Here is a 26,225-nt window from a genome sequence, read left to right as displayed (position 1 = left end):
TTTTATGAGTGATCTTGTGATTGAAACCAAAAAGCTGACAAAGATTTACGGGGAACAAACTGCCGTTAATTCTGTGAATCTTCATGTAAAACCGGGCCGGATTTATGGACTTTTAGGACGCAACGGAGCCGGTAAAACCACAATTATGAAAATGATTTTGGGCCTTACACCAATCACTTCCGGCGAAGTAGATGTGTTCGGACAGAACATCAAAGGCCATGAGAAACGCATTTATCCCCGTATTGGAGCCATCATCGAAACTCCCGGTTTTTATCCGAATCTGACCGGCACAGAAAACCTTGAAATTTTTGCGAAGTTACGAGGGACACCCCAGCCCAATGCCGTCAAGAACGTGCTGGAAGTTGTGGGATTGCCCTACAAGGACAAAAAGCTGTTCAGTAAGTATTCCCTCGGCATGAAGCAGCGCCTCGGTATTGCCAACGCTATTCTGCATGACCCGGAGCTTTTGATTTTGGACGAGCCGACCAATGGACTTGACCCTATCGGTATAGCCGAAGTGAGGAACTTTATTAAGAATTTAAGTGTGGAGCGTGGCAAAACCATCCTAATTTCCAGCCATATACTTTCCGAAATTTCACTGTTGGCAGATGACATAGGCATTATCGACCACGGGGTTCTGCTGGAAGAAAGCAGCATGGAAGAATTAGAAAAGAAAAATCGGAAATACATCCAGCTTCAAGTGTCGGATATTCCAAAAGCCTCTTTAATTTTGGAAAGGCAATTCCATGTGACCGATTATGCGGTGCAGGACGAACACAACCTGCGGCTTTATGACACCGCACTGGATATGGCGGCAATCAACAAGGCCCTTGTGGTGCAGGATGTAGCTGTTATCAGCTCCCAAATCTGCAATGATACCCTTGAGGATTATTTCAAACAGATCACAGGGGGAGAGGGAATTGCTTAAACTGATACAAGTTGAATTTCTAAAACTGCGCCGGAGAAAGTTTATCTGGCTCATGCTGCTGGCGGCGCTCTTTATGCCACTGGCTGCCGTATTTTACTTTTCAAGTGTCAAAGGAACCGGTGTGGACCCCATTATGTTTTACAAATGGACAGCGTTCAGCTATACCCCGTGGATCATCCTACCGGTAGTGCTGGGGATGTTGTGTACCATGCTGATGTATAACGAAAACCAGTATGATATGCTCAAACAGCTTTGGATTGTACCGGTCAATAAAATGGCATACTTTTTCAGCAAGTTTGCTGTGGTGCTGGTGTATTCCATTTGCTTTATGCTAGTTACCGCAACGGCGTCCATTCTGACCGGCATACTATCCGGTTATATTCCCTTTGACAGTGAAAGTGTCCTTTATCTTTTGCGGAAGTGTATGGAAATTTCTCTGTTGACCGCCTTTGCGATGTTACCAGTACTGGCGGTTGCCGCAGCGCAAAAGGGCTATATTCTCCCTGTTTGCCTGACGCTGATTTATACATTCCTCGGCTTTATCCTCTTGATGGTGAATATGTACCTACATCCGCTGTCCAGTATGACCGCTATTGTTATGTATGATATTCCGGGTGTTGTATTCGATCAGCCATTAAATATTCCAGCCGCATTTCTGTGTATTGGTGTATGGGCTGCTGCTTCGGCTGTATTGGCGAATGTGGCATTGGTTCGGAGAAAGTGAGGTGCAAAAAATGATGAAAGATTTGCTTTGGGCGGAGAGTCAGAAACTCCACCGTTCCAAAATACTCTGGATTGCTGGGTTTGCAACAGTCATGGTAGGGTTGATCGTCTTTGCACAGGGACAGTTTACATTCTATGACCGCCGATATATTGACGGGGCTGGATGGTTTATGACAGCGGCCCAATCCCTTGCTACCTTTTATGTTCTGCCTGCTGTAATTGCCCTATTGGGAAGTTATATGATTTGCCGGGAGGAACAGGAGGATACCTTAAAATCTCTGCGGCTCATTCCCGTAGATGAAGTGAAACTGACACTTGCCAAAATGATACTTGCCTTTGTGTTCAGCGTTCTGATTTACCTTTTACTTTTTGCAATTACCTTTCTTGTCGAGGCAGTTTTGCATTTAGAAGCACTTTCCGTTGGCCTTGTGTTAGAAAATCTGAAAATATATTTTCTGGATGGGGTAGGCGTATTCTTTGCAATTTCTCCTATTATCGCTCTGGTAGCGCGGATGAAAAAGGGGTATTGGCTGGCTCTGGTATTTGCAGAAATTTATTCGTTTGCTGGATTATTTGCGAGTATGTCCCAGCAGTTAAAGACGGTATATCCCATGACAGCCGTTTTCAATATCTCTGGTTATTATAATGCAAATATGTTTCAGGTTTTAATCGGCGTTGTAATTCTGATGGTTTGTGTGATTTTGTCATTGTTAATTTTGAAAGGATTGAACCGCAAGACTAAATAAATGCAATATATCTAATGATCTGCCGGACGACGGCAAAAGAAAAAAAGCCGTCGTAAAGCAGACACATTTTCACGCGCCTATGAAGCGGCGGCTTTGATTTTCAGAGCCGCCGTTTCTTTTCGTCTATCCTAAACCAACGACGACCTAACACCGTGTAAATCCACGGCGGCATATAGGAGGATTGCCGCCGTGTCTATTTTTGTCTTTTTTCACAGTACCCATGATCTGCACCAGCTAAAAAAAGCGTAGCTCCCCCTCCGGGTTATTCCGGCTATGTATGCGAAATTTGTTGGAACCTTAACTATCATGTCATTTCATGCGTCCGTGTGGCTTCATGCCGCCCGGGCGCTTTTGTGTTCTTATGGGGCTGCTTCGGGTCATGTTGGCCCGAAGTCATTCCCCGGTGCCGCTCCCCGCCGCCTTCGTTTCGGTCACTCGTCAACCAACAACCGAAACGGAGGTCAATATGGCTATTATCAATTTGCGGGACTATTACCCATTCTATACATCGGATTGCTTCATGGAAGTATCGGAAGAAGTTGCAGAAATGTTCAAAGAGTTTGATCGTAAAGAGGCTGCTTATCGGCTGCGTACATACCGCCACAAAGCCTACTATTCCCTTGATCGGGATGACGGGCTGGAGCATGAGGCTGTCTTTGTCGCTTTATCTCCCCATGAACTGTATGAGCGGAAAGTGACCATGCAGGAACTTCACGCAGCGATTACCAGTCTGCCAGACAAACAGGCAAAACGGATTTATGCCCATTTCATTCTCGGCATGACCAAACAGGACATTGCCCGGGCAGAGGGCGTCCATGAAAAAGTAGTTCGTGTCGCAATCGAGCGAGGTCTGCGTCGCTTAGAAAAAATTTTGAAAAATTCTTTGTAAGGCGTACCGATTTAGGCCGGAAAATGAAATGGCTTATGAGAGGTAAAACACTTCGGCTCACAATGGCCCGAGGTTCAGACAAGCCTCATGCAGATTGAAAATTGAATAAAAAGACACCCGGATACGAAGGGGAACGCGCTGTGTGACAGACCCGCCATGACCTCGGATTTCAGAGAATACAGTCTTTGTAAAACTGAGCGAGCGAACAGGTCCATGCCATAGGTGGGGCAAGGCTGGCTCCACCGGAACAGGCGCAGAACCCGGATACTTGCGTTTAGTCACAGTCCGAGCGTTGAAGCGGCCTTGCAAGCCGTGAGCCGTCGCAGGCAATGAGAACGCCTTGCCATCAGAATGGGGAGAGTTGAAATACTATGGGGCATGAAGCCTATGTCCGTCCGATGTGTCTGAAATGAAGTGAAAACCTATGGGGAGCCCCCGGCAATGCTGTCTGATGATAGGCCAACCGATCCGGCGTGGCTCCCCATCTTTTCAAAAGAGGAGCACTTTATGGGAAATGCGTTTGGAATGATCCCCGGCTTGGAACCGGACGAATGGAGCAATGACGCCTGCCGTGGTTATGTCATTATGGCAATGGAGAACTGCGGATTTTCAAAGAAGGATATACGGCGTGTTGTGGGGCAGCTTTATGAAGTATTTGACCTCAACAGCGTGGAGGACGCCAAAGAAAAGTACCATTCCAGTCCTTACTGACCTCGGGCCACATCGACCCGAAGTGGAGAAAGCTCAAAGGGCGGCACCTGCGGGGTGCCGTCTTTTGACATTTCCCCACGGGACAAGTGGGAAAGGCTGGCATATACACGCACTTTCGCAAAGGAGGTTTTCAATGACGCAAGCTGTCACTTATGAACGAGAAACAAAGGCTGTCGCATTTCAAGGGAAGATCATTGTGCTGGAAAGCCTCACGCCGGTACTTCCCCCGAAGGAGAAAGCACAGCGCAAAAAAGAAATTGAGCGTTGTCTTTATGAGGTGTTCAGCAAATATGGGGACAGATTTCCCTAATCATTCGCAACATTGTTGTCCGGGGCTGCTGATGGTATAATATAGTTGTAAGGTTGGTAGCTCCATTCCAACAAGGAAAGGAGCCCAATATGGAATTTATCAGAGAAGATTGTATTTACGCAAGACAGTCAGTAGACCGCAAGGACAGTATCAGCATTGAAAGTCAGATTGACTTTTGCAAGTATGAATTGAAAGGTGGGAACTGCCGGGTATTCAAGGACAAAGGCTATTCCGGTAAAAATACGGATAGGCCGGAGTTTCAAAAGCTGTTGGGCGAGATTCGCAAGGGAAAGGTCAGGCGGGTCATCGTGTATAAACTGGACCGTATAAGCCGCTCTATTCTGGACTTTGCAACGATGATGGAGCTGTTTCAAGAGTACGATGTGGAGTTTGTATCCTCCACGGAAAAGTTTGATACTTCGACCCCGATGGGCCGGGCCATGCTAAATATCTGCATTGTATTCGCCCAGCTTGAACGTGAGACAATTCAGAAGCGTGTCACAGACGCCTACTATTCCCGGTGCCTGAAAGGCTTTCACATGAGCGGACAGGCACCATACGGTTATCAGTTAGAGCCTACTGTGGTAGAAGGTATCCGCACAAAGAAAATGGTTGCCGCCCCCGTAGCCGCCGACCATGTTCGGCTGATGTTTGAAATGTACGCTGAACCGGAAACCTCCTTCGGAGATATTACCCGATACTTCGAGGAACATGACATAAAAATTTATGGCAAATCCATGTTCCGTACATTTCTTTCCCAGCTTTTAAGAAACCCCGTTTACGCACAGGCCGATTTGGAGCTGTACGAATTTTTCAAGAGTCAGGGCGCAGCGATTGTCAATGACGCTTCTGACTTTGCCGGAACAAACGGCTGCTATCTCTATCAGGGACGGGATGTGAAGGAGGACAAGGACAGGTGCTTAAAAGACCAGATACTTGTTATCGCTCCTCATGAAGCACTCATTTCCTCTGACACATGGCTGAAATGTCGGAAAAAACTTATGGCAAATACCACCTTCCAGCAGGGACGAAAACCGAAGAACACTTGGATGGCTGGAAAAATCAAGTGCGGTCATTGTGGGTATGCTCTGAAAGCCACCCATGTACCAAACAGCACCGGGTATTTCCGCTGTACCAAACGGACGGAAAATAAAGGCTGTCCGGGCTGCGGGAAAATCCGCAAAGAAGAATTTGAGCAATTCATTTTCTCGGCCATGCAGGAAAAGTTCAAAGATTTTCAGATACTCCACGGCAGGGAGGAAAAAGTCAATCCGAAACTGACAGCCTATCAAGTGGAACTGGCACAGGTGGAGGCAGAAATTGAAAAGCTGCTGGATACGCTGACCGGAGCCAATGCGACCTTGCTTGCCTACGCTAACAAAAAAATTGAAGAACTGGACACCCGACGCCAGACCATTTCAAAGGCAATCGCTGAATTGAGCGTTGAAACCATATCTCCCCAGCAGATAAAGAAGTTATCCTATTATCTCGACAACTGGGACAGCATAGATTTTGACGACAAAAGAAAAGCCGCCGATGGTTTGATCTCTACGATCAAGGCCACCAGCGACCGTGTTCAGATAGAGTGGAAAATCTGACATTTCCGCTCTATCGCCCCTCATTTCTATTTTATCTTGTTTGTACCCCTTGTACACCGATGTTTAAAACATTCAATTTCCACAAACGGAATTTCTACCCTCTCTTGTGTATTTTCCGAAAGATTTGCTATATGTATCCAATCACCTGCAATACAAATACTATAATTTAACGTATCATCCTTATATATTTTTCGTATATTTTTATCTATCATTCGAATTAACATTGGTTTTGGAACATACCAATTTACAATTTCACATGTTTCATGGCCTTCTGCACATTTCATCTTCAACGGAGCTCCACATCCGCATTCACGTAAAATACCTTTGCTTATTCTTAATTCTTCTCCGCATTCTGAACAATACGGAACCTCATAAGAATCACATGTCTTACAAAATATTCTTGAAATTTTAGTAAACCATTTATCATTATCCAGTAAAGATAATTTATCGTTAGGTATTTGTAATGCATAATCATCATCTCTATTAAGGGCTGCAATAACTTGCGTTAAATACCAATTTAACTGAGTTATTTCTGATGTACTTACTCCAGTCCATTTAATTTCCTGTCCAACTTCCTTAAATATTTCTTCTGCTGGTTGACCTTTCAGATTTTCTATTTCTTCTAAAATAATACCTATTGCGTTTTCCGACCACTTAAATAACACTTGTGCTGGTAAATGTTTATATATTCCAATACTTCCATTTCGAACATTATATTTAATTGTTGCCTCTATGTCACTTGTAATTGACGAAATAAAACTTCCCGATGTATCCATACGATCATTTCTAATTCTATCTATTTCTTCCTCTTGCTCAATAGTAATTCCTCCCGCTCTTGAAACAATTGTTTTTTCTCCATCTTTTCCCTGTAATACAATCCTACTTATTGCCTTAAAATTTGTACATTTATCAATAGCTGACTTAGGCGGTTTTATTTGTACTATAGAATTTTTTAATACGTCCGCAATATATTTCGTAATGTATATTGTCATTTTTTCATGCTTACTAATACATGCTAAATATGTTTCTGTCCTTCCTATCCATAAGCATCCTCTATGTTGTTCCCAAATATTTGCATTTTTACCATTTTCATCTATATACATATATTCTCTGCTATAAACATATAAAATCTCTATACGATCCAAATATTCTTTAACAGATAATATTTTTAATTTTCTATATCCTGATAAATCTATATACTCCTCCTTATTTTCTAATTTTTTTATTATTTCATAATCGGATGCTTCCAATTTGCTGCCAAATGTCCACAATGTAAATGTAACTCGATCCCCATAAATATAATCATTTACATATTGCTCAATTTCCTCATCCGAAAGCCCTCCATAAGATAAAATTTTGCTGATTATTACACTTTTTCCTTTCCATTTATTTCCTTTTCGTCTATACACATTTTTTTAGCAATTTCATGTAATGCATACCACGGCAATGTTTGTAATTTTTGTTTTCTCTCTAATGTATCCATTCACAATCCTCCACATATAATATAATAAAGTAAAGAAATTTATTTCTTCATTACTTATTTAGTTTCCGTTTTTACATATCAATATTACAATTCTCGATCCCCTTAAATAAAGGGAATCAACACAATACTATTATTTTCACTTATACTTATTCAATTATTCCGATTCATGGATTTTAATTAGATCTGCCCCAAAAGGCATAAAAGAAATCCCCCCTCTATTCGATTATTTATATTTTACATATTACCCCTATTTATACGCAAAGTCAACATTCTTCGACATCAAAACGCTACTTTGTTTATCAATCAAAAAAGCCAGCCCAGCCTCCCCTTTTCCATCCAAGGTTCCGCCGTTCCAGCTCAATCTCATTTATCTCTATTAACCACCAATCTATACATTTCCCTGCATATGCTCACAACCACGATAGCGCCCACATATCCCAGTGCATCCAACACCAGATCAAAGGAATCAAAATGTCTCCCGACAATGAATATCCGAACGGACTGATCACACAACGATATACACATACAAGTTAATACTGCCAACACCAACATAGTCCAAATATTCTTCGCTGCAAATGCATAAAAAATACTAACACAGATGCCGATGATCAGGAATTCAAATACATGTGCCCATTGACGTACTGACCAATCCACAAATGCACTGACCCAGTTAAGGAAATTTTCCACAAGAGGCAGATGCCCCACTCTTTCCGAAAGGGCAACCGTATCATCCGGTGTCTGGAATGTCAAGTAGAATAATATACATAAAGTAATCAGGACAAATACAAGTGAAATGATCAATGGTTTTCTGGCTTTATTACCAATCAATTTCTTCAGCATAAACATCCCCCTTTTCCCAACAAAATCTAAAATTTTATACTCATAATGCAAAAACTTCATCCTAATCTGAAATCAAGAAAAAAGTCCCTCACCTCACAGCGAAGGACTATACTTTCAACTCAACCATTTATATACCGCGTATCGATCAGCGGTAAACTCTCACCCCCGACCATTTATATACCACATATCGGTCAGTGGTGAACTTTCTACTCTACCGTCACACTCTTTGCAAGGTTTCTTGGCTTATCAACATCCAATCCTCTGGCAACAGATACATAATAACCAAGCAACTGTAATGGCACAACTGCAAGACTAGCAGCGAAATGCTCATCCGTCTTCGGAACATATACAGTGAATTCCGCTGTGTCCTCGATGGAATAATTGCCTACGGTTGTAAGTGCCATAAGGGATGCACCGCGGCTCTTGCATTCTACCATATTACTAATCGTTTTCTCATAGAGTTCCGGCTGAGTCAGCACGCCGATTACAAGAATGCCGTCCTCAATCAGGCTGATCGTTCCGTGCTTCAACTCACCGGCAGCATATGCTTCAGAATGAATATAGCTGATCTCTTTTAACTTAAGGCTGCCTTCCAGACAAATCGCATAATCAATACCACGACCTACAAAGAAAATATCCTGTGCATTCGCCTGTTTGGCTGCAAACCACTGAATCCGCTCCTTATCTTCAAGAATTCTGCCGATCTTATCCGGAATCGTCTGAAGCTCTGTTATATATCCTGTATACTGTTCTTCTGTGATCTCACCACGAACTCTTGCAAATTCTATCGACAGCATATATCCCGCAATCAACTGTGCACTGTATGCCTTGGTTGTAGCAACCGCAATCTCCGGTCCGGCAAGAGTATAGAAAACATTATCTGCTTCACGGGCAATCGATGAACCTACAACATTCACGATACCAAGAGTCTTCACTTCCTGCTCTTTTGCAAGACGAAGTCCTGCAAGTGTATCTGCCGTCTCACCCGACTGGCTAACCACGATAACCAGATCATTTTTATTCAAAATAGGTCTTCTATAACGGAATTCCGATGCAAGCTCCACGCGAACAGGAATTCTTGCAAGATCTTCCATCACATACTGAGTAACAACACCTGTATGATATGCAGAACCACACGCTACGATAAATACCTGTGAAATGTTCTTAATATCTTCCTCACTCAAGCCCATATCGCTCAGGTCAATTCTGCCATCTTTGATCTTAGAATTCATCGTATCCAAGATAGCCTTTGGCTGCTCATGAATCTCCTTCATCATGAAATGCTCATAGCCACCCTTTTCGGCAGCTTCTGCATCCCATTTGATCTCAACCAGATCTTTTGGGATCTCATCGCCATCCAGATTGTAAAATGTTGCCTTACCGTCAGCCAGACGACCAAGCTCCATATTTCCAATGTAATAAACATTTCTTGTATATTTCAAAATAGCAGGAACATCCGATGCGATATAGCAATTCCCATCAGCAATACCAATAATCATCGGGCTGTCTTTTCTTGCAACATAGATTTCATTTGGATACTCTTCAAACATCATTGCAAGTGCATAAGAACCACGAATACGAACCATCGCATGATTAATCGCATCTACCGGTGTATGTTCATATTTCTTGTAATAGTAATCCACAAGCTTCACAGCAACTTCTGTATCGGTTGAAGAATAAAAAGAATAACCATTCTTAACAAGCTTCGCCTTCAGCTCCTGATAATTCTCGATAATTCCATTATGTACACCTACAACATTTCCATCATCACTTGTATGAGGATGTGCATTTGTCTCTGATGGTTCACCGTGCGTTGCCCATCTGGTATGTCCGATACCACAAGTGCCAAATACAGCATGTCCTGCATCTGTCTTCTCAATCAGACCTTTCAAACGTCCTTTTGCCTTAACGATCTTTATCGCTGAGGCATTATCTCTGACAGCAATACCTGCTGAATCATAACCCCTATACTCTAACTTTGACAGACCATCCAAAAGAATCGGTGCTGCCTGTTCCTTACCTACATAACCAACAATTCCACACATTTGTTTATTCTCCCTTGCTCATTATTTTTATCATCTGTATCAATACCTGAATGTATTATTATTGTCAGATTTATCTGCGATTGTATCACTCTTTGAAATGATATTCAATCTCTTCAATTTGAATTCGATATTTTCACGTGCTAGTAAAAAATTGTCAAAACCATGCTAATAGGCTTAACTGCATTCAATAATGTCAGCTTCTATTGTTTTTCTAATACAATATTTATAAATCTATCTGATCCAATACGTGTCTGACTGCTAATACTCTCTTGTCAGTCATCTGCCTTATTTTAGTTTTCTCTTGCCTAACATCTAACATTTAAAATGTGCACATGCAGCAAAATCCGTATTTCATCGTATTCTATATGTACACTCCGATTGCTTTATTTGGACGTCCGTTCCAATTTCATTTTCTACAAGCAATTTTCTAACATCTGCTTCAGATAATTCACAGTTATGACCGATGCACACAGACTTTAATGCTTTTGACGATTCTTTTATCCATGGAATTTCATAATGCTTCTTTATATGTGTTTTTAAGTCACTAACACTAACACCTTTCTGCGCAAATTCAATTTCTTCAATTGGATAATAAACAATTCGAATTTCTGCTTCAGACTCAAAAGTAGGGTTTTTCACAAACCCTGAATAATGTTTAAATGTAGGACGAATGCACATTATCCATGCCGATGTTCCCTGTTCTTTCAATGCCCTATAGCAAACATCTGTCATTTGTGCTTCAAATTCTTCTGAATGATATATAACAGTATCACACCCTATGGCATTTGATTGAACAGTGCTCGGATGCGGTTTCTGTTGCCTAATGCCGTCATTATGAATAAACCAATTTATATCAAATCCTAGTGACAACCCTCTTGTGTGATCTCCATACTCAGTCCATTGAGAGGATATATCTTCTTTCTGGCAAAAACACACTCCATACGGTGGTCCAGTTTGGATTTCTGTCTTGTACTGTTGATCAATCAGCTGAATAGCATTATCCAAAACATCCTTTGGAATGTCGGTTTGCTTTAATCTTTTCTTGACGCCTTCCCAAAGAACAACAAAAGTTCTAATTACTTCCTGCTCATCATTAGAATCTGTTAAATCACACAGCCAAAGCACTTTACTCTTTAAAATACTCTTAAACGTTTCAACTGTACAATAATGATAAACCAGATATGTTTCGCTCATTCACAATCACCTCAGTATTTTCAATATTGCAAGACACATCTACTCCTACCGCTACATCAAGCCGCCGAACATTCCCCCACTGCGTTATAGAAGATGTCTGATAGCTGTAACCCATCATGATCGTGCTGCTTTTATCGGACATACCTTAATGCATTGATAGCACCGCACACACTTGCTTTCATCAATCTGCGGATACTCAAATTTCTCTTCATCCTCTACCATTGAAATAGCTTCTTTCGGACAAATAGCATAACAGGCTGTACATCCACAGCATTCTTCTTTTCTTTTATATAGTACCGGTATTTCTCTTTCCATATCCAATCACTCCAAGATTGTATTTTTTATTATAGTAATCAACCAGCTTAACAACTACTTCTGTATCAGTCTGGCTATAAAAAGTGTAACCATGCTTCAGCAGTTTTTCTTTCAGTTTTGTGTAATTTTCGACGATACTGTTATGTACACCGACTACCTCGGACTCCACTGCACCAGATCCAGAACGAGTACAGTTACCAGAAACATGCGGATACGCATTAATCTGGCTTGGCTCCCCGTGTGTTGCCCAGCGAGTGTGTCTAATACCACAGGTTCCTTTCAATGCCTTACCGCCAGCTGTTTTCTCAATCAGATTAGACAGACAACCTTTTGCTTTCATGACCTGTGCCAGACTCACGCACCAGAATACGGCCAGTATCGCTCAGTGCTTCAGCAACCTTGGGCACCGCTTCCTGTGCAGCAGGAGCATTCTGTGCGGCTTTCTTATCGGTCACAAGAACATTCTCCAACACCTGCGGATAGATTTTCAATGGTACCGCCAGTTCACTCATCGTTTTCTTCTTCGCCAACATCACTTCCATCATCTTCAGACTGGTCAGGATACCATCGTCAGTGGTTACATACTTAGAGAAGATGATATGACCGCTCTGCTCACCACCAATGCGGCAGCCGTTTTTAACCATGTATTCATAGACATATTTGTCGCTCACAGCGGTCTTAGCGTAACCGATACCCTACTCATCAAATGCTTTGTACAGACCAAAGTTGGACATGACCGTAGTAACAACTGTATTATTCAGCAGTTTGCCGCGTTCTTTCATATAGCAGCCATAGATGTACAGGATATCCGTTCCAAAGTATTTAGACATTTTTTATTCTCCTTACAATCAAACACGAAACACAAAGAGTAAGCCGTATTCTAAATTACTCTCTGCCCCCCCGATCACTCGAAGCATACTTTTCATTATTTTCTTTACCTTCCTTTTAACTCTTGTTTTTAAAGAATATTTAATCGGAGCTGCATATTTTTCTTCCAATTCTTCAAAACTCATTGTGTACATATCGTCAAAAAAAGTATCTCTTTGTGATGGCCTTATACACGACTTATATTCAGCTGGATTTCCTTTTACACCAGCTTCATATGTCACTTCTTTTAATTTCATTTCGCAACTGATATAGTTAAATATTTCTTGTCCCTTTTTTGTTCGAATTAATACGAGAGATGTTCCTAACCCGTCATTCATTTCAGGAGCAACATCTTTGATTCCCCAAAAATCTGCAATTGTTAAATCAGACTTTCTTTCTTCCTTGGCCGCACACTCATAGCAGGATGGCCGCAGGCAGTAATCTCTCAGAAACATCTGCATATAAGGATCTTTATCTCTAGATATATACAGTTTCTTTTCTTCACTCTGAGGTATATTTTTAAGCATCTCTTTCATGCCAAAATCAACCCAACCGTCATCCTTACAACGAAAATTAATATCCCTTAGCTTGCCACCATTTTTCTTTTCCTGGTATTCTGCGTATTTCTTCCATAGAGCTGGTGATGGTGCACCATGGCAAATTACATCTACACATATAAGATTGTCATAATCTCTTTCAAGAAAATTCTTTAATCCATTTACTTGACAGCCTGTTCCGGTAAATAGTACATGTCTTCCAGCTATTAAATTCCTTTTAACACTCTTAAACGTATTTCCTATCTTTGCCTGAAGATATTTTGATCCACGTAGCCTTGCCATTCCCACTTCATCTGTAACTGCAATAAACTCTGCTGAATAGCAATCCTCAGACATTGCGACACCATACACAACGCCTTGTTTATTAAGCACATACTCTGCCAGAGAGGAAAAAACTGCCCCAGAAGAACTGTTCAATCTCAAATCTTTATTTATATTGTAACAAGCATATACTTTTTCTGGCTTCATTCGCATTCCTCTTCTATAATCATTTCCTAAAAATTTTCCTAATTGGTCCCACAACTAGCTGTTTCTCTTCCGCATTCACCCCTAAGAAAAACATCGAAAGTGCATACACGATCATATATATAATTGCAAACACTCCCAATTTAACGAGTCCCGTAATACTGGCAAATTTCATAATGAAAAATCCGACTACACAAGGTGCAATCAATGCAGGGATAAACTTTGCAATTTCTTTCCAAAAATAAATCATATTCATTCCAATACGGGCATGATAATACCAATTCATGAAGATAGCATTACCCGCAATAAGAGAAATAGCTGTTCCAAGCGCAGCACCAGCTGGTCCCATAAGTTTAATCAGCGGAATGCTGATAAATATGTTGGCAATTGCAATTGCCAAATAGACAACTGCCCTTGCCTTATGCATATTCTTGGCTCTTTGAATCTCAATTCCAAGATTTTGTATTAAGGGAACTGTAACAGGAATAATAAGCAACAGTGCCACAGCATACGAAGCACCGTATTCCGTCCCTGCCCAAATTTTTACAAAGGGAACTCCAAAAAATATAAATCCAGACAAAATCAGTCCTAAAACCATAAACTGAATTCGTCCAACCTTTGTAAAAAGTTTTGTTAATTGATCATTATCATTTGTCTCGGCAACAATACGATTAACTTTTGGAACAAAAACATTTGACACGGACGAAGAAAACTGAAGATATAATGTATTAATCTGTCCGCCTACTCCGTATACGGCAACTGCTGTCGTACCAGCAAATCTACCTAACAAAAATTTATCTACGCTCCAATTAATTTGATCGATAATCTGATTCAGGAAGATGAAAAATGTAAACACCCACATTTCCTTAAGCAAACTAAGTTGAAGTCCTCTAAACGCGAATCTGATATGTAATTTTCTAAAACAATAGAACATATTAGATATCAATAACACAAATGTAAGAAATGTTGTTACGGATACCATGCCTATTGATCCGTACCCCATAATAAGTAATGGCAACGTCAAAAAAGGACTAAATAAATTCTGAAGAAGTATCAGCAGTTTTTGAAACAGAAACTTTTCGTGCGCCGTAATTGAGCAGTTAAATACACAATTCGGAAACGTCATTGCAAGGTTTATAATGAGCAGTCCCATCAAAACCTTAGCGGTAGCATATTCGCTTTCTGTAAGACCCGTACCAAAAATGCCACGAATTTTTCCTATCATTACAAGTCCACATAAAACACAGATAACAGAAATGGAACAGAAAATAAGCATAAACATTCCGTTCAACCTTGCAACGCCATCTTCATCTTTCTGTGCTTTATACCTTGAATAAAACCGTAAGTAGGAACTTCCAAATCCCAAACTTAAAAGACTCAAGTAAGAAACCACCGAATACACTAACTGATACAATCCGTATTCGCTTTGTCCCAAAAGGCGCAACATAATAGGGGTGTAAATTAAACTAACTAATATTTTTACTAATTCACCAGCATATGATAGTATAACACCGGCTTTTCGCTGATTAATCATATTTTTCATTTTTCAAAATTTTCTATTCTAAACCTTTCATTTATTAGACTCATTTACTACACAAACCTCATCCTGTTTGAACCCCAATATAATTTTAGCGACATACAATCAATTCTTCAATGCGCTACTCAAAAACTCTCTGGAAGATTTTTGCATAGTAAGAACATTTTTATCGACAATCGAGTAATCGATTGGATTAACTGTTTGGGTCACTAAATTTTCATTAATAGAAATGACACGATCCGGCGTTCCGTACAGTTTCACTAAATCATATATTCTAACGTTCATCAAATCTTCAGGATTATTTGTTGGTCTCTCTAACAAATAAAACTCCTTATGAAAAACATAGGAAAATACACCTGCATGGAATGAATCTGTTACAACAATTTCTGCGTGCTGGATAAGACTAAGAAATTCTGGAATTCCAATATCATATAACTGTTCATCACCAAAATGCCAATCCTGTGTCTTAAACTGAAAAACACTGCTATTAACAATGTGTGGAAGCGTGACAAGCTTTAATCCTTTTTTCTTAGCAAATTCTTTTATTTGTTTTCTTTGATTTCGGTCATCACCAAGCATATAACAAAAAATATACTTTCCATTGATGCACTGCTTTCCTGCTAACTCATGCCAACTTTCTCTGTCTACTAAAAGTGTCGGATCTAATACATGTTTTGTGTTATCAAAAATGCACCTTTTAAACTGCTCCACCGTTGCCTCTTCTCTTAACGAAACAGCAGAATATTTAGCTAATGCCTTTTTCATATATTGAATATACACATCCGGCAGGTTGCTTACCGATACGCTTGATGCATATGAAAAAACAATTTTATGATCTCTAGCATTTAAAAAATTGAATACATATCCATCATCAACCACACCTGGTTTCCAGATCTGATCGCTTCCACTTATAAAAATATCATATTCCTTTTTACACTCAGAAATTGTTTCTTCTGTATAAACTTTAGAATGCCTAATAGATTTTTCTCTAAATTCCGATACTTTTTCTGTACGCGAATTCAAGCATTCTGAATACCGCTTTGCAAAGAATCTTGTTACTATCTTAGAATATACGCGCCATACAACTTCAGCAATGCCCATTTTTACCAGTTTCTGCATTTTCGTCTGTTGCGGCGGCAGATATAACGGCTTTATATTCTCTCTTTTATAAGAGATTAGTTCACTATCATATCCCAATTCACTAATATACTTATCCAAAGCATAGGCTTGCAATAAGCCACCATAGTTTTTACTATTATAATAAAGTGAAATTATACCTACTTTTTTCATCTGACCTTAATAATCCTCTCACTTACTATCTATGAACAGCATTCAAAAAACCATCATAAAGAGTAACCAATGTTATTTTGCTTGAATCAATGTTATAACCTGCTTCGTTTATTTCATCCAAGTGTGATGTTCTTGTTTTTTCCCAATTTACTTTTTCATTCATCATCCTTTGTGCCCATTCAAGCGGAGTTTCATTTAAAGAATAATACCTGATATTTTCTGTAAGTTTTGTGTCTTCTGGAACTCGATCTGAAGCAAAACAAAATAATCCAGACGTCTGTGCCTCAACCGCAACCATTCCTAATCCCTCCATTTTAGAAGGAAAAAGAAGTATATCCATTGCAGAATACCATTTTTCAACATCACCCACACTTCCCATAAACAGGCATTTATCCGCTATCTCAAGCTCTTTTGCTAACTCTCTAACCGGTTCATCCAGTTCTCCCGCTCCTAGCCATAATAGCCTGGCATCAGGCACTAATTTCTGGAATTCAGCAAATACTCTTACTGAAAAAAACGGATTCTTTAAATAACTCAATCGTCCGACTACTCCAACTACAACAGCATTTGCCAGCCCAAGAGATTCTCGAATTTGATTTCTATTCTCCTTGTTGAACACATATTTTTCGGCATGGATTCCATTGGGGAGGATCTTAAAATTTCCTATTCCAAAGATTTCGTTGCCTGCTGCTGTAGAACAAGCTAAATGTGCATTAGACAATGTTGAACACAAATTATCAAAAACAAAAGATTTGATTTTATTTTTGTAAGTATCTGCCAGCTTCTGAGCATGGCTATGATACACTCTAACCGGAACTTTGTTTTTGTAAGCAGACAATAGAACGGCCGCTCCATTATGATTCGGCACATTTACATGAACAACATCATACCGTTGCCCCATAATTTCATCCAAAAATTTCATCTTCTTTTTGCTAATATAAGAATCTGCTTTTGGTATTAAATACAATTTACTTCCATTTCTAATAGCTTTTTTTTCGTTAGCTGTATCAACATTTTTTAGCACTAAAAAATCAACACACTTTGAACTTTTAATCAGTTCATCGTAATTATTCATGATACTATTCGTTACTCCATTATTTTGAGTAAAACTGCTAACCATAATAAGTATTTTTTTATCTTTCATATTTTCGCACTCTCACATAAATTGATATGGTACTACTCCATAGAATTCTGCTGCCTTAGTTATCGTCAGCCAAACAAAGTAAAAGCCGAACATGAAATATATGAACGCTCTAACAATTGGTACATTGGATTTCAACTTCATTGAGCTGATTGCATAAGGACAAAGAATCAAAATAAAAGGTGTAAAGTATAATGAAAATCTATTCAGAATATTCATGCGGAAAATCAATAAGTTAAATGTCGACGCTATCAAAGCCATATAAAGTAAAAAGCTTTCATTTTTCGCTAGGCAGTACATACTTTCATCATCTTTCAAAAAATGATTTTCTGTTTTCTTTTCCCACACCAAAACATAATAGCCAAGTAAAAATGGTACAAATGCAAGAATAAAATTATAAATCGTCTGGAGATTTATATGTCCAACACCTTCCGAAGCACTTGTCAAATATCGTTCATAATTGTTTCCTGTTCCAAAGAAATTGAGTGCAGCAGTATAGAAATTCATATAAAACAAGTAAAAAACTACCATTACTCCTACACCAATGATTATTTGTTTCTTTGTGAACCTTAGCCGATCAAATAGAATCATCAGTATACACAAAATAGCCGAGCTGTGAAAGGTTGATGCCAGCAAAATCAACAATGCAAATTTTATATAATCTTTTATTCTTCTTTCGCTATTATTCAACAATGTATAGGCAACCAATATGATTGAAATCGCCAATCCCTGCCTCATCATTGTCATAAATCGATAATAAAAACAGCTGAACAGCATAAGTTCCGTACTTAGTATAACATCCGTTGACTCCTTATAGATAAAATATCCAAATGCTGCGCACATTAGAAAAGAAGTCACAAAAATGAAAAACTGTACATCATTTGAAAAAAGATGTAAGAATCTAGTAAAATAGCAATATCCAATTTCGTAGCCAATCGTAGTTGAAAATGTAGGAATCTGCGACCAGCTATAATCTCCAATCATATTAAAACGTTTTGCATAGTGCCCCGCTAAATCCGTTCCAACACTTGGATCTCTTAAACTTGCCACCAAAATCAAAACACCAAATGTAACAATCAGATATATTTTTCTGCGTCTATTTGAACTGTTTGCTCGATACAAGTTTCCGTATATATATATAAATACAGCTAATACAAAATATATTGCCATTGCTATTCTCTCCTCTTTAACCTTTTTCCACCAGCTCTTTCAGCTTCTTTTTTAGTCCAATCGGAATTGATGCTTTTAAAGTCAGCATCACTCTTTTTATTCCAAGACTCTTTTTAAATTCTTCATCGACTGCATCATACCCCTTCGCATGATACAGTTTCATAATTTTCTCTCGTTCCTCGCTATAATGGGATGGTTTTCTCAGTTGTCCATTATTTGCCGAAATTCGTGTATAGTTGGATGCGACTAATTCCAACGAAGCTGTATCTGCTATTAGCTCCATACCTTTCTCTGTATTAGCCAAAACGCAAGAAATGCCATCATATACTCTGTCTTTCCACTTTTTATCTCTAAAAAGTTCCGGATGTTCATGTTCGATGCCCCAATAATCTCCGATAGTAATATCGCTATACCGCATTTCAGACGCATATTTACAGCTATAACAATTCTCGCGATAAGTCTCACCCTGGAGAAAATACTCGTAAAATGAAGAAACTCGACAATGAATATGCCTTGACTTTTTATTTATACCATATTTGATATAAAAATCCTTCCAGCCTTTTTTCTTATCCCTAAATTCAAAAGTCTCTACGCTATCTGAAAGCGTGTGGATGTAATCATTCAATAGTTTCTGACTAGGAACACCATGACAGATTATATCAACCGTAATGAGATTGTCATATTTCTTTTTTAAGTAACCCTTCAGAGCATCCACCTGACATGGTGTACCAGAAAAAAGAACTTTCTTGCCTGATTCAAGGTCCTTTTTAATACATGGCAAAACATCAAAAATATAGCTCTGCACATATTTGGAACCCTGAACTTTTGGAAGTTCCTCAATCGTATCAATTCTTATGTGCCTCAGCGTATAGTTTCCATCTTTCATCTCATAGGCTGCGCCGTATACAACACCGCCATTCTGAAGCATTTCTGTCGCAAATGCGCTGAATGCACCTCCGGAAGATGATTTCATTAACTGATCGTGATTTGTATTTGTTGCAGCATATCCCACAATCGGTTTAAATGCCTCATGGTTCTTTTGATAATTACATACTATCTTGCATAAACCACATTGCACACACTTGTCTCTATCAATCTGGGGATAAATAAATCCGTCTTGATCTTCTGTCATTTTTATTGCGTTTTTCGGGCATATGCTGTAACACGCACCGCATCCGCAGCAATTTCTCTTTTCATGAAAAAGCTCTATGTTATTCATCCGATTCACTTCTCCCCTTTCTGATCCTCATTCAAAAATTCTTCTGGATAAATGTTGTTGCTTTTACTCTTTCTCGTTCAAGCACATCATTGACTTTTGCAAAATCAATTGGTTCGTATTTCTTCTTATTATTCATTACACGATGTTCTGTTCCCGTAAGTTCCAGCACACTCTGCAATCTGGAATTATATTTACCAGGATAAAAAATGAAAAATTCTTTGTTGAAATTTAAAGAGAAGGCTGTACAATGGAACGAATCTGTAATCACATAATCAGCATAGTTGATCAACGACAAAAATTGATTCACTGTCGGTGTGTAGATCATTTTTCCCTGTTCTTTTAAGTGGTTCAGATAATAGCTCATTCTAACAATCCTACAGCCCGTTTTTTCAGAAAGTTCTTTAGCGAACTGTTCCATCTCTGAATTTGGATTTAAACGGTAAATAATAATGTATTTTTCCCGAATCATTCGAGGGGCAATCATGTCACTCCACTCCTCTTTATTCAGCACAAGCGTCGGGTCAAGGATGTGTTCAACATTTTTATATCCAAGTTCTTCCAAAAGTTCTTTAGCTTTATTTTCACGCACCGAAATTGCGCTGTACTTGTGTACATAATTACTCATTTCGGCACGTTCATTTTCCTTAATTGAGTTCATACCAATGCTGACCGCATAACCAACTCGTTTTTTTCCATCAGGAGCAAATTCCAAATAGTATGCTGGAAGTATTCCACCATTGTATTCGCTATTCCAAGTCTGATCGCTTCCAGTGCAATACACATCGGCTACCGGTGGATTCTTTTTTAAATCATCATAGTCCTTATATCTTCTTGTCAGTGATACATTTTGTGCTAAAAAATTCACACAGACCTTATTTCTCTTTATATTTTCTATTTTTTTCAATGCGACATACGCTACTGACTTCAATACATTTTTTCCAAAATGCTTGCTCTCAAGCCCATCTTTGAGCATAGCATCTTCTTCCGCATTCGGTCTAACATAGTCAATAATCTCAACCTTATGCCCCATCAACTCCAGCTTTTTTTGTGTTGCATAGGTCTGGAGCACAGAGCCATAATTTCTAATATAATGTAAAGTTATTACTGCAACCTTTGACATATTTTCTCCTTATTATCCAACTAGCTTTTTCTTCATAACCTTCATATACAGTGCTGGGCTAACAATAAACAGCAACATCTGAACTTTCTTTACTGCATGAAGTTCTGATGTCATAATTTCCCGTATATTACTCTTTAAATCTTTCTTCACGAGCTTCACAGCCTCTGAATCCAGTTTTCCTGCACGAACCATCGCATTTGCAATAGAAAGATCACCATTTACGCATTTATATCCTATAGCCAGATTTTTCATAGAGGCACAATTCTGTGCAGTTTCATCCATAATGGAGGTAATGTTGCTGTTCTGTTCCAAATACCATGCGATGCTGTGATCAGCATGAAATGTTGCCGCACCCTCACGTTGCGCATAATACGCATAGAGCGCATACGGTACATAAACAACCGTTCTGCTTTTAAATAAGGCGCGCATCAAAAATTCCAAATCCTCTGCCATTCTTTTACTGGTATCAAAACGCAGATTCTGGATAAGTTCCCGTTTGAAAAGTTTATTCCACACTGTCACTTGAACTGGTCGGCTAAAATCTGCTATGAGCTCAAATGCTTTCTTATTGTCAAATTTCAGCACATTGAAGTCATCACCCGAAGACCTGTGTACAAGTTGATCAGTCGCACCATCAGTAATTGCAAATTGGCACATAGCCATCTCTGCATCAGCCAAGACTGCTTGCCGATACATATCCTCAAACATCGTAGCAGCAACGTAATCATCACTATCCACAAATCCTACGAATTCACCTGATGCCACTTCAAGTCCACTATTTCTTGCTGCTGATACCCCAGCATTCTTTTTGTGGATTACGATAACTCGCTTATCCTTGGCAGCATACTCATCGCAGATATTTCCGCAATTGTCAGGCGATCCATCATCCACGAGTATAATCTCAATTTCCTTAAGTGTCTGTCCTAGCACAGAATCCAGACATCTAGTGAGGAATTTCTCCACTTTATATACAGGGATGATAATAGAAACTTTAGGTTTCATTGTATCCCCCCCATTAATTCTTCCTTGTGTTTAATAACAGATCCTGCTGGTACATCCTTATAAATCAAACAGTTTGCACCGATCACGCAATTATCACCTATGTGCACTCCTGCAAGAATTGTTACATTACTTGCTATCCAGCAGTTATTTCCTATAGAAACTTCCTTGCTTGTGAATCCCTGTGAATGAATCGAAATTCCAGCATTCTTCTCACTGTACTTATGGTTATGGTCGTATATCTTAACACCCTCGCCAAAAATGCAATCATTTCCAATCTTAATTTTCTTTATTGACGTCGCTGAAAAATAATTATTCACAAAACAATTATCGCCAAATTCAACACGACCTGTAGGTTCAATATACAGTTTAAAATTACCTCTGAATTTAAAATGCTGTCCGTATACAAATCTATCTCTGTATACGAAACGATAATATGCAGTTATCACTATCCGTCTGGCATTTATTAAAACTCTATGAACAAAAAACATGACCCTTACTCCTCACTAAGCATTCGTTCATAGCACTCCATCAGTTTTATAACGTGATGTTCCGAAGAATACTTTTCTCTATTAAAATCTTTTTCAATGTTGGACTGCAGTTTGGTTACAAGCGCATCACTTTCCATACTACAGATAGCCTTATAAAGAGCATTTACTTTTTTCCCTGAATAAATCAGTCCATTATATTCATGCTGAATGTAATCTTTACCGGCTGAGCAATCTGAAACAATACACGGCAGACAATATCCTCCCATTACCTCCGGGATAGTTAACGGAGCACCTTCATACCATACCGATGGGAAAACAAGTGCACGTGCCTGAAGGATATACTCCTTCATTTCCGCCTGTTGTTTCCATCCAACAAACTCTATCATGGGGTATTTTTTTTTCAGATCATCCAGTCTATCTCCAGAGCCAATTACCAGTCCACTCACTCCGGCTTTAGTGATTCCCTCACAGAAAAAATCTATGCCTTTCTCATACGACAAGCGGCCAATATACAAATATTTTTTATTTTTGCTGGCAGGAACAATTGACCGCAGTTCAACATTGATTGGATTCGTAATCACCATCTTTTTATAGCGAAAAGGAATTCGTTTCTCAGAAACATTCTCATTGAATTTTGAGATAAATGCCACATATAAGTCTGTTCCTTTAACCAGCTTGTGCATGCCAATCTGCCGGATAATTCTATACAGTTTATATATGTAACTTCTCTTGTCACAGTTACACGTCACACAATCAACGCTCAGTGCTTCTCTTTCACATATCTCTTTCTTTTGAAAGTCATAGCAACAGCCGTTTGGACATTGTAGAAAGTAGTCATGCATTGTCACAAGAACTTTAAATCCCATCCTCTTAATTGGAATAAAAATGGATGAACTCAGTACCTTTGACCAGCCGTGCATATGGATAACCGTATCTTTAGGATCATACTCTTTTAACAACTTCTCCATCTCCTGCCGTGCAGAACGATTGTAAATTCCTCTGATGATTCCACGCAACCTGTTGCTGTCTTTTATTGCTTCCTCTTGATTCAGGCATATAACATGTACGTTGCTATTTTTTAGCTCATCACATACCGAACCTTTTCCTGTAAACATGACAACATTGCTGTCTGTTTCTGCAAGTGAAACAGCACTTGTAACAGCTACTCTCTCAGCACCACCAGTTATATTTGCAAAATCACAAACAACAATAATATTTTTAACCTTCATGTCTACACTCTTCCCACCTGATTATTCTATCAACAGTTCTTCAAATTTTTTTCTTGCAACATTCCAAGTGAAATTATCCTTAATAAAGTCACTTCCATTTTTTCCAATTAAGCATCTATTGGCTTCATCTGTAAGCAGATCAGTGACCCAATCTGCAAACTCCGAATTATCGTCTGCAACAATCCAATCTTTACCGTTCACAGCATTTATATTTTCGGCTCCAATGCTTGTCGTTACAATGGGTAGTCCCATCGCCATTGCTTCAAGATTTTTGGTTTTTATTCCACTTCCAAATGTCATTGGGCAAACAAAAACCTTACACCGCTCCAGATAATCTCGGACGTCTTCTACACGTCCAGTAAAATACACGTGTTCTGATTCAAGCTTACGCAATTCCTCCGATACACCACCACCAATAACCATGAACACTGTATCCGGAACCTTTTGCAAAACAATTGGTAGGATTTCTGAAATAAAATGTCGGACTGCATTTTCATTGTGTGCTACACTCATTGCTCCCAAAAAGCCGACTATGTTTTTTGTTGCCTTAGGTTCGCGGTAATAGAAATAATCCACATCCACACCTATCGGAACTGCAACCGCTTTGTCTTGTTTTAATTCCTGATTAAATTCATAGGCCTCTTTTTCTGCGACAAATACTGTTTTTTCACATATCTGTCCAATTTCTTTTTCATATTTTTCCAACAAAGCAACCTCATTCTTCATTACTGCCAATTTCAAAGGTTTGACCAGCATTATTGCTCGGAGAACTTTCGGCACAGTATAAAGAAATGCCCCGTATGGATTTATTCCATCAATGTCATTGTCTAACTGTCTTTTGTAGCGCAACGAAATTCTATCATCCAGATCTGCAATTCTAAAAGAATCTATGTCTCTTATGTATTCAGTACTGCGAACCATGTCTCCAATTACGTATTTTGGATGTTCTTTTTCAACAAGTTCATCTACCATCTTTTTTGCTTCAGGACTCCAGTACAATGCTACCTGCATCGGTTTTTCATGCAAGATAATAGAATCTTTTACAATTCCCAATATGCGGCTTTTTGCAGACGCTTTTGGTAGGACGATTAATTTATCAATAAATTCCGGTTTTTGTGTAGGATCATCACTGCTCTCCAAAAATGCAGCGACAACCAATCGATAACCCAATTCTTCTGATAAAATTCTGCAATAATGATATAAAGATGTCTTTCTGCCAGAAGATGCCGGAAATGGAAGTCTTGGCATTATAAATAATATTGTTTTTTCTTTACTCATCCTTAATTTCTCCAAAAAATTCATTCTCTAGCATCAGACACAGACAATGGTAAACAGGAAGATGCAATTCCTGAATCATATATGTCTCAGTCTGTGGAACTTTGATACACACATCACTCATCTGCGCTAACTTACTGTCCTTTGCACCGGTCAGGCCAATCACCTTCATTCCTTTGGCATGAGCAGTCGTCGCTGCATACAAAACATTTTTACTGTTTCCACTTGTCGAAATGCCAAGAAACACATCCCCGGTCTTGCCATAGCCATTTACCTGCTGTGCAAAACACAGAAGCGGTTCGCAATCATTCATGTACGCAGTAGATAACGCCGGATGTCCATCCAGTGCAATAGCAGGAAGCGCACCTTGCAGGTTTTCTACAAGAACAGTTCCAAGCTCCTTATTTTCCTTAACAAGTTTATCTGCGAAATCTGCGTCTGGTTTTCGAGGGAGTTTGAAGCCTTTCATTAATTCGCCAACAATGTGTTCCGCATCTGCAGCTGATCCACCATTGCCAGCAATCAGTAGCTTTCCACCGCAACCATAGCAATCTCTAAGAACTTTATATGCCTTCAAAATATCATCTTTTGCCACTAAAAGTTCAGGATATCTTTTTACAAGTATCTCAATCTCATTCATTCGATTTCTCCTTAATTATTCTGGAAGGATTACCAGCAACAACGACATTTGAAGGAACGTCATGTGTCACTACGGCGTTAGCACCAATAACCGCATTGTCACCGATTGTCACATTGCCTAATACACATGCACCAGCTCCTATCATCACATGATTTCCAATTACAGGTGCACCACCCTCATTAATTCCTCCTGACCACTTGCTACCTAATGTTACATGTTGAAAAATAGTACATTTTTCGCCAATTATGCATTTGGGATGCACAACACAACCAAGTCCTCTATGGTAAAAATAGGTTCCTGCACCTATTGAAGCTTTAGCACTGATTGAATTTGCAAAGAGTATGTGTTCTAGAATATCTAAGAATCTTCCTATCTTCTGTAGCACTCCTCCATCTCGATTAATGAGAGCATGTGCCCACTTCCACAATATGTTCATTTCTCTC

General features: G+C 39.2%; 25 protein-coding genes and 2 pseudogenes. 7 read left to right on the top strand and 20 right to left on the bottom strand.

The features are described 5' to 3' along the window. Nucleotides 1-4: 4 nt before the first annotated feature. The 7 genes from CLOL250_RS06315 to CLOL250_RS06290 all read left to right on the top strand — a co-directional run bounded on the left by CLOL250_RS06315 (nt 5) and on the right by CLOL250_RS06290 (nt 5,905). Complete coding sequence (locus tag CLOL250_RS06315) at nt 5-928, top strand: ABC transporter ATP-binding protein (protein ID WP_147554301.1); 924 nt, start codon at nt 5-7, stop codon at nt 926-928. Then, nucleotides 921-1,652 (top strand): ABC transporter permease, encoded by a 732-nt coding sequence (locus CLOL250_RS06310; protein ID WP_008401423.1) that lies wholly within the window; start codon nt 921-923, stop codon nt 1,650-1,652. Before CLOL250_RS06315 ends, CLOL250_RS06310 begins: the two co-directional genes overlap by 8 nt. A 13-nt stretch (nt 1,653-1,665) precedes the next feature. Then, nucleotides 1,666-2,397 carry an ABC transporter permease gene (locus CLOL250_RS06305; RefSeq protein ID WP_179148991.1) on the top strand — a complete coding sequence of 244 codons (732 nt, stop codon included), beginning with the start codon at nt 1,666-1,668 and terminating at the stop codon, nt 2,395-2,397. A gap of 466 nt (nt 2,398-2,863) precedes the next feature. Next, a complete protein-coding gene (locus tag CLOL250_RS06300; RefSeq protein WP_172679366.1) occupies nt 2,864-3,286 on the top strand; it encodes an RNA polymerase sigma factor in 423 nt (140 codons plus the stop codon). 507 nt (nt 3,287-3,793) lie between these two features. Next, on the top strand, nt 3,794-3,997 hold the full coding sequence (locus CLOL250_RS06295; RefSeq protein WP_117506436.1) for a hypothetical protein: 204 nt from the start codon (nt 3,794-3,796) through the stop codon (nt 3,995-3,997). 133 nt (nt 3,998-4,130) lie between these two features. Further along, nucleotides 4,131-4,307, top strand: a complete 177-nt coding sequence (locus CLOL250_RS14145; protein WP_005945143.1) for a hypothetical protein — start codon at nt 4,131-4,133, stop codon at nt 4,305-4,307. A gap of 89 nt (nt 4,308-4,396) precedes the next feature. Then, nucleotides 4,397-5,905, top strand: coding sequence for a recombinase family protein (locus CLOL250_RS06290; RefSeq protein ID WP_044945288.1), 1,509 nt, complete (start codon nt 4,397-4,399; stop codon nt 5,903-5,905). Between the two features lie 26 nt (nt 5,906-5,931). Here the strand turns inward: CLOL250_RS06290 and CLOL250_RS06285 are convergent, their stop codons facing one another. The 20 genes and pseudogenes from CLOL250_RS06285 to CLOL250_RS06190 all read right to left on the bottom strand — a co-directional run bounded on the left by CLOL250_RS06285 (nt 5,932) and on the right by CLOL250_RS06190 (nt 26,218). Continuing rightward, nucleotides 5,932-7,314, bottom strand: a complete 1,383-nt coding sequence (locus tag CLOL250_RS06285) for a hypothetical protein (RefSeq protein ID WP_008401419.1) — start codon at nt 7,312-7,314, stop codon at nt 5,932-5,934. Nucleotides 7,315-7,751: 437 nt separating this feature from the next. Further along, nucleotides 7,752-8,228, bottom strand: coding sequence for a VanZ family protein (locus tag CLOL250_RS06280; protein WP_044945283.1), 477 nt, complete (start codon nt 8,226-8,228; stop codon nt 7,752-7,754). Nucleotides 8,229-8,434: 206 nt separating this feature from the next. Further along, nucleotides 8,435-10,273, bottom strand: coding sequence for a glutamine--fructose-6-phosphate transaminase (isomerizing) (glmS, locus tag CLOL250_RS06275; RefSeq protein ID WP_008401415.1), 1,839 nt, complete (start codon nt 10,271-10,273; stop codon nt 8,435-8,437). Between the two features lie 351 nt (nt 10,274-10,624). Then, on the bottom strand, nt 10,625-11,467 hold the full coding sequence (locus CLOL250_RS06270) for a DUF2971 domain-containing protein (RefSeq protein WP_008401414.1): 843 nt from the start codon (nt 11,465-11,467) through the stop codon (nt 10,625-10,627). A gap of 114 nt (nt 11,468-11,581) precedes the next feature. Next, nucleotides 11,582-11,782: a 4Fe-4S binding protein gene (locus tag CLOL250_RS06265; protein WP_008401413.1), complete on the bottom strand. Its 201-nt coding sequence runs from the start codon at nt 11,780-11,782 to the stop codon at nt 11,582-11,584. A gap of 19 nt (nt 11,783-11,801) precedes the next feature. Further along, nucleotides 11,802-12,128, bottom strand: a pseudogene (locus CLOL250_RS13910) (glutamine--fructose-6-phosphate transaminase (isomerizing)); the annotation flags it as partial. After that, a pseudogene (locus CLOL250_RS13905) lies at nt 12,127-12,597 on the bottom strand (phosphoglucosamine mutase); the annotation flags it as partial. The pseudogenes CLOL250_RS13905 and CLOL250_RS13910, both read right to left, overlap by 2 nt. Nucleotides 12,598-12,630: 33 nt before the next feature. After that, the gene (locus CLOL250_RS06250) at nt 12,631-13,674 is read right to left on the bottom strand and encodes a Coenzyme F420 hydrogenase/dehydrogenase, beta subunit C-terminal domain (RefSeq protein ID WP_008401408.1); all 1,044 of its coding nucleotides are present in this window, start codon (nt 13,672-13,674) and stop codon (nt 12,631-12,633) included. 19 nt (nt 13,675-13,693) lie between these two features. Further along, complete coding sequence (locus tag CLOL250_RS06245) at nt 13,694-15,214, bottom strand: oligosaccharide flippase family protein (protein ID WP_008401407.1); 1,521 nt, start codon at nt 15,212-15,214, stop codon at nt 13,694-13,696. A 99-nt stretch (nt 15,215-15,313) separates the two neighbouring features. After that, the gene (locus CLOL250_RS13315; RefSeq protein ID WP_008401406.1) at nt 15,314-16,498 is read right to left on the bottom strand and encodes a polysaccharide pyruvyl transferase family protein; all 1,185 of its coding nucleotides are present in this window, start codon (nt 16,496-16,498) and stop codon (nt 15,314-15,316) included. 25 nt (nt 16,499-16,523) lie between these two features. Then, nucleotides 16,524-17,642: a glycosyltransferase family 1 protein gene (locus tag CLOL250_RS06235; protein WP_008401405.1), complete on the bottom strand. Its 1,119-nt coding sequence runs from the start codon at nt 17,640-17,642 to the stop codon at nt 16,524-16,526. A 12-nt stretch (nt 17,643-17,654) separates the two neighbouring features. Beyond that, nucleotides 17,655-18,809, bottom strand: a complete 1,155-nt coding sequence (locus CLOL250_RS06230; protein ID WP_008401404.1) for an EpsG family protein — start codon at nt 18,807-18,809, stop codon at nt 17,655-17,657. A gap of 16 nt (nt 18,810-18,825) precedes the next feature. Beyond that, nucleotides 18,826-20,028, bottom strand: coding sequence for a Coenzyme F420 hydrogenase/dehydrogenase, beta subunit C-terminal domain (locus CLOL250_RS06225; protein WP_044945277.1), 1,203 nt, complete (start codon nt 20,026-20,028; stop codon nt 18,826-18,828). 31 nt (nt 20,029-20,059) lie between these two features. Then, nucleotides 20,060-21,148, bottom strand: coding sequence for a polysaccharide pyruvyl transferase family protein (locus CLOL250_RS06220; RefSeq protein ID WP_008401402.1), 1,089 nt, complete (start codon nt 21,146-21,148; stop codon nt 20,060-20,062). Between the two features lie 12 nt (nt 21,149-21,160). After that, nucleotides 21,161-22,150, bottom strand: coding sequence for a glycosyltransferase family 2 protein (locus tag CLOL250_RS13310; RefSeq protein WP_008401401.1), 990 nt, complete (start codon nt 22,148-22,150; stop codon nt 21,161-21,163). Beyond that, nucleotides 22,147-22,638, bottom strand: a complete 492-nt coding sequence (locus CLOL250_RS06210) for an acyltransferase (RefSeq protein WP_008401400.1) — start codon at nt 22,636-22,638, stop codon at nt 22,147-22,149. Before CLOL250_RS06210 ends, CLOL250_RS13310 begins: the two co-directional genes overlap by 4 nt. Nucleotides 22,639-22,643: 5 nt before the next feature. Continuing rightward, nucleotides 22,644-23,867, bottom strand: a complete 1,224-nt coding sequence (locus CLOL250_RS06205) for a glycosyltransferase family 4 protein (RefSeq protein ID WP_008401399.1) — start codon at nt 23,865-23,867, stop codon at nt 22,644-22,646. A 21-nt stretch (nt 23,868-23,888) separates the two neighbouring features. Then, nucleotides 23,889-25,145: a glycosyltransferase gene (locus tag CLOL250_RS06200; RefSeq protein WP_044945274.1), complete on the bottom strand. Its 1,257-nt coding sequence runs from the start codon at nt 25,143-25,145 to the stop codon at nt 23,889-23,891. Further along, nucleotides 25,138-25,782 (bottom strand): D-sedoheptulose-7-phosphate isomerase, encoded by a 645-nt coding sequence (locus CLOL250_RS06195; protein ID WP_008401397.1) that lies wholly within the window; start codon nt 25,780-25,782, stop codon nt 25,138-25,140. Before CLOL250_RS06195 ends, CLOL250_RS06200 begins: the two co-directional genes overlap by 8 nt. Next, a complete protein-coding gene (locus CLOL250_RS06190; RefSeq protein WP_147554299.1) occupies nt 25,775-26,218 on the bottom strand; it encodes a serine O-acetyltransferase in 444 nt (147 codons plus the stop codon). The genes CLOL250_RS06195 and CLOL250_RS06190 overlap by 8 nt, the downstream gene beginning before the upstream one ends. Nucleotides 26,219-26,225: the final 7 nt, after the last annotated feature.

This window comes from Clostridium sp. L2-50 (assembly GCF_000154245.1).
Classification (GTDB): Bacteria; Bacillota; Clostridia; order Lachnospirales; family Lachnospiraceae; genus Coprococcus.
This window is presented reverse-complemented; position numbering and strand designations above follow the sequence as displayed.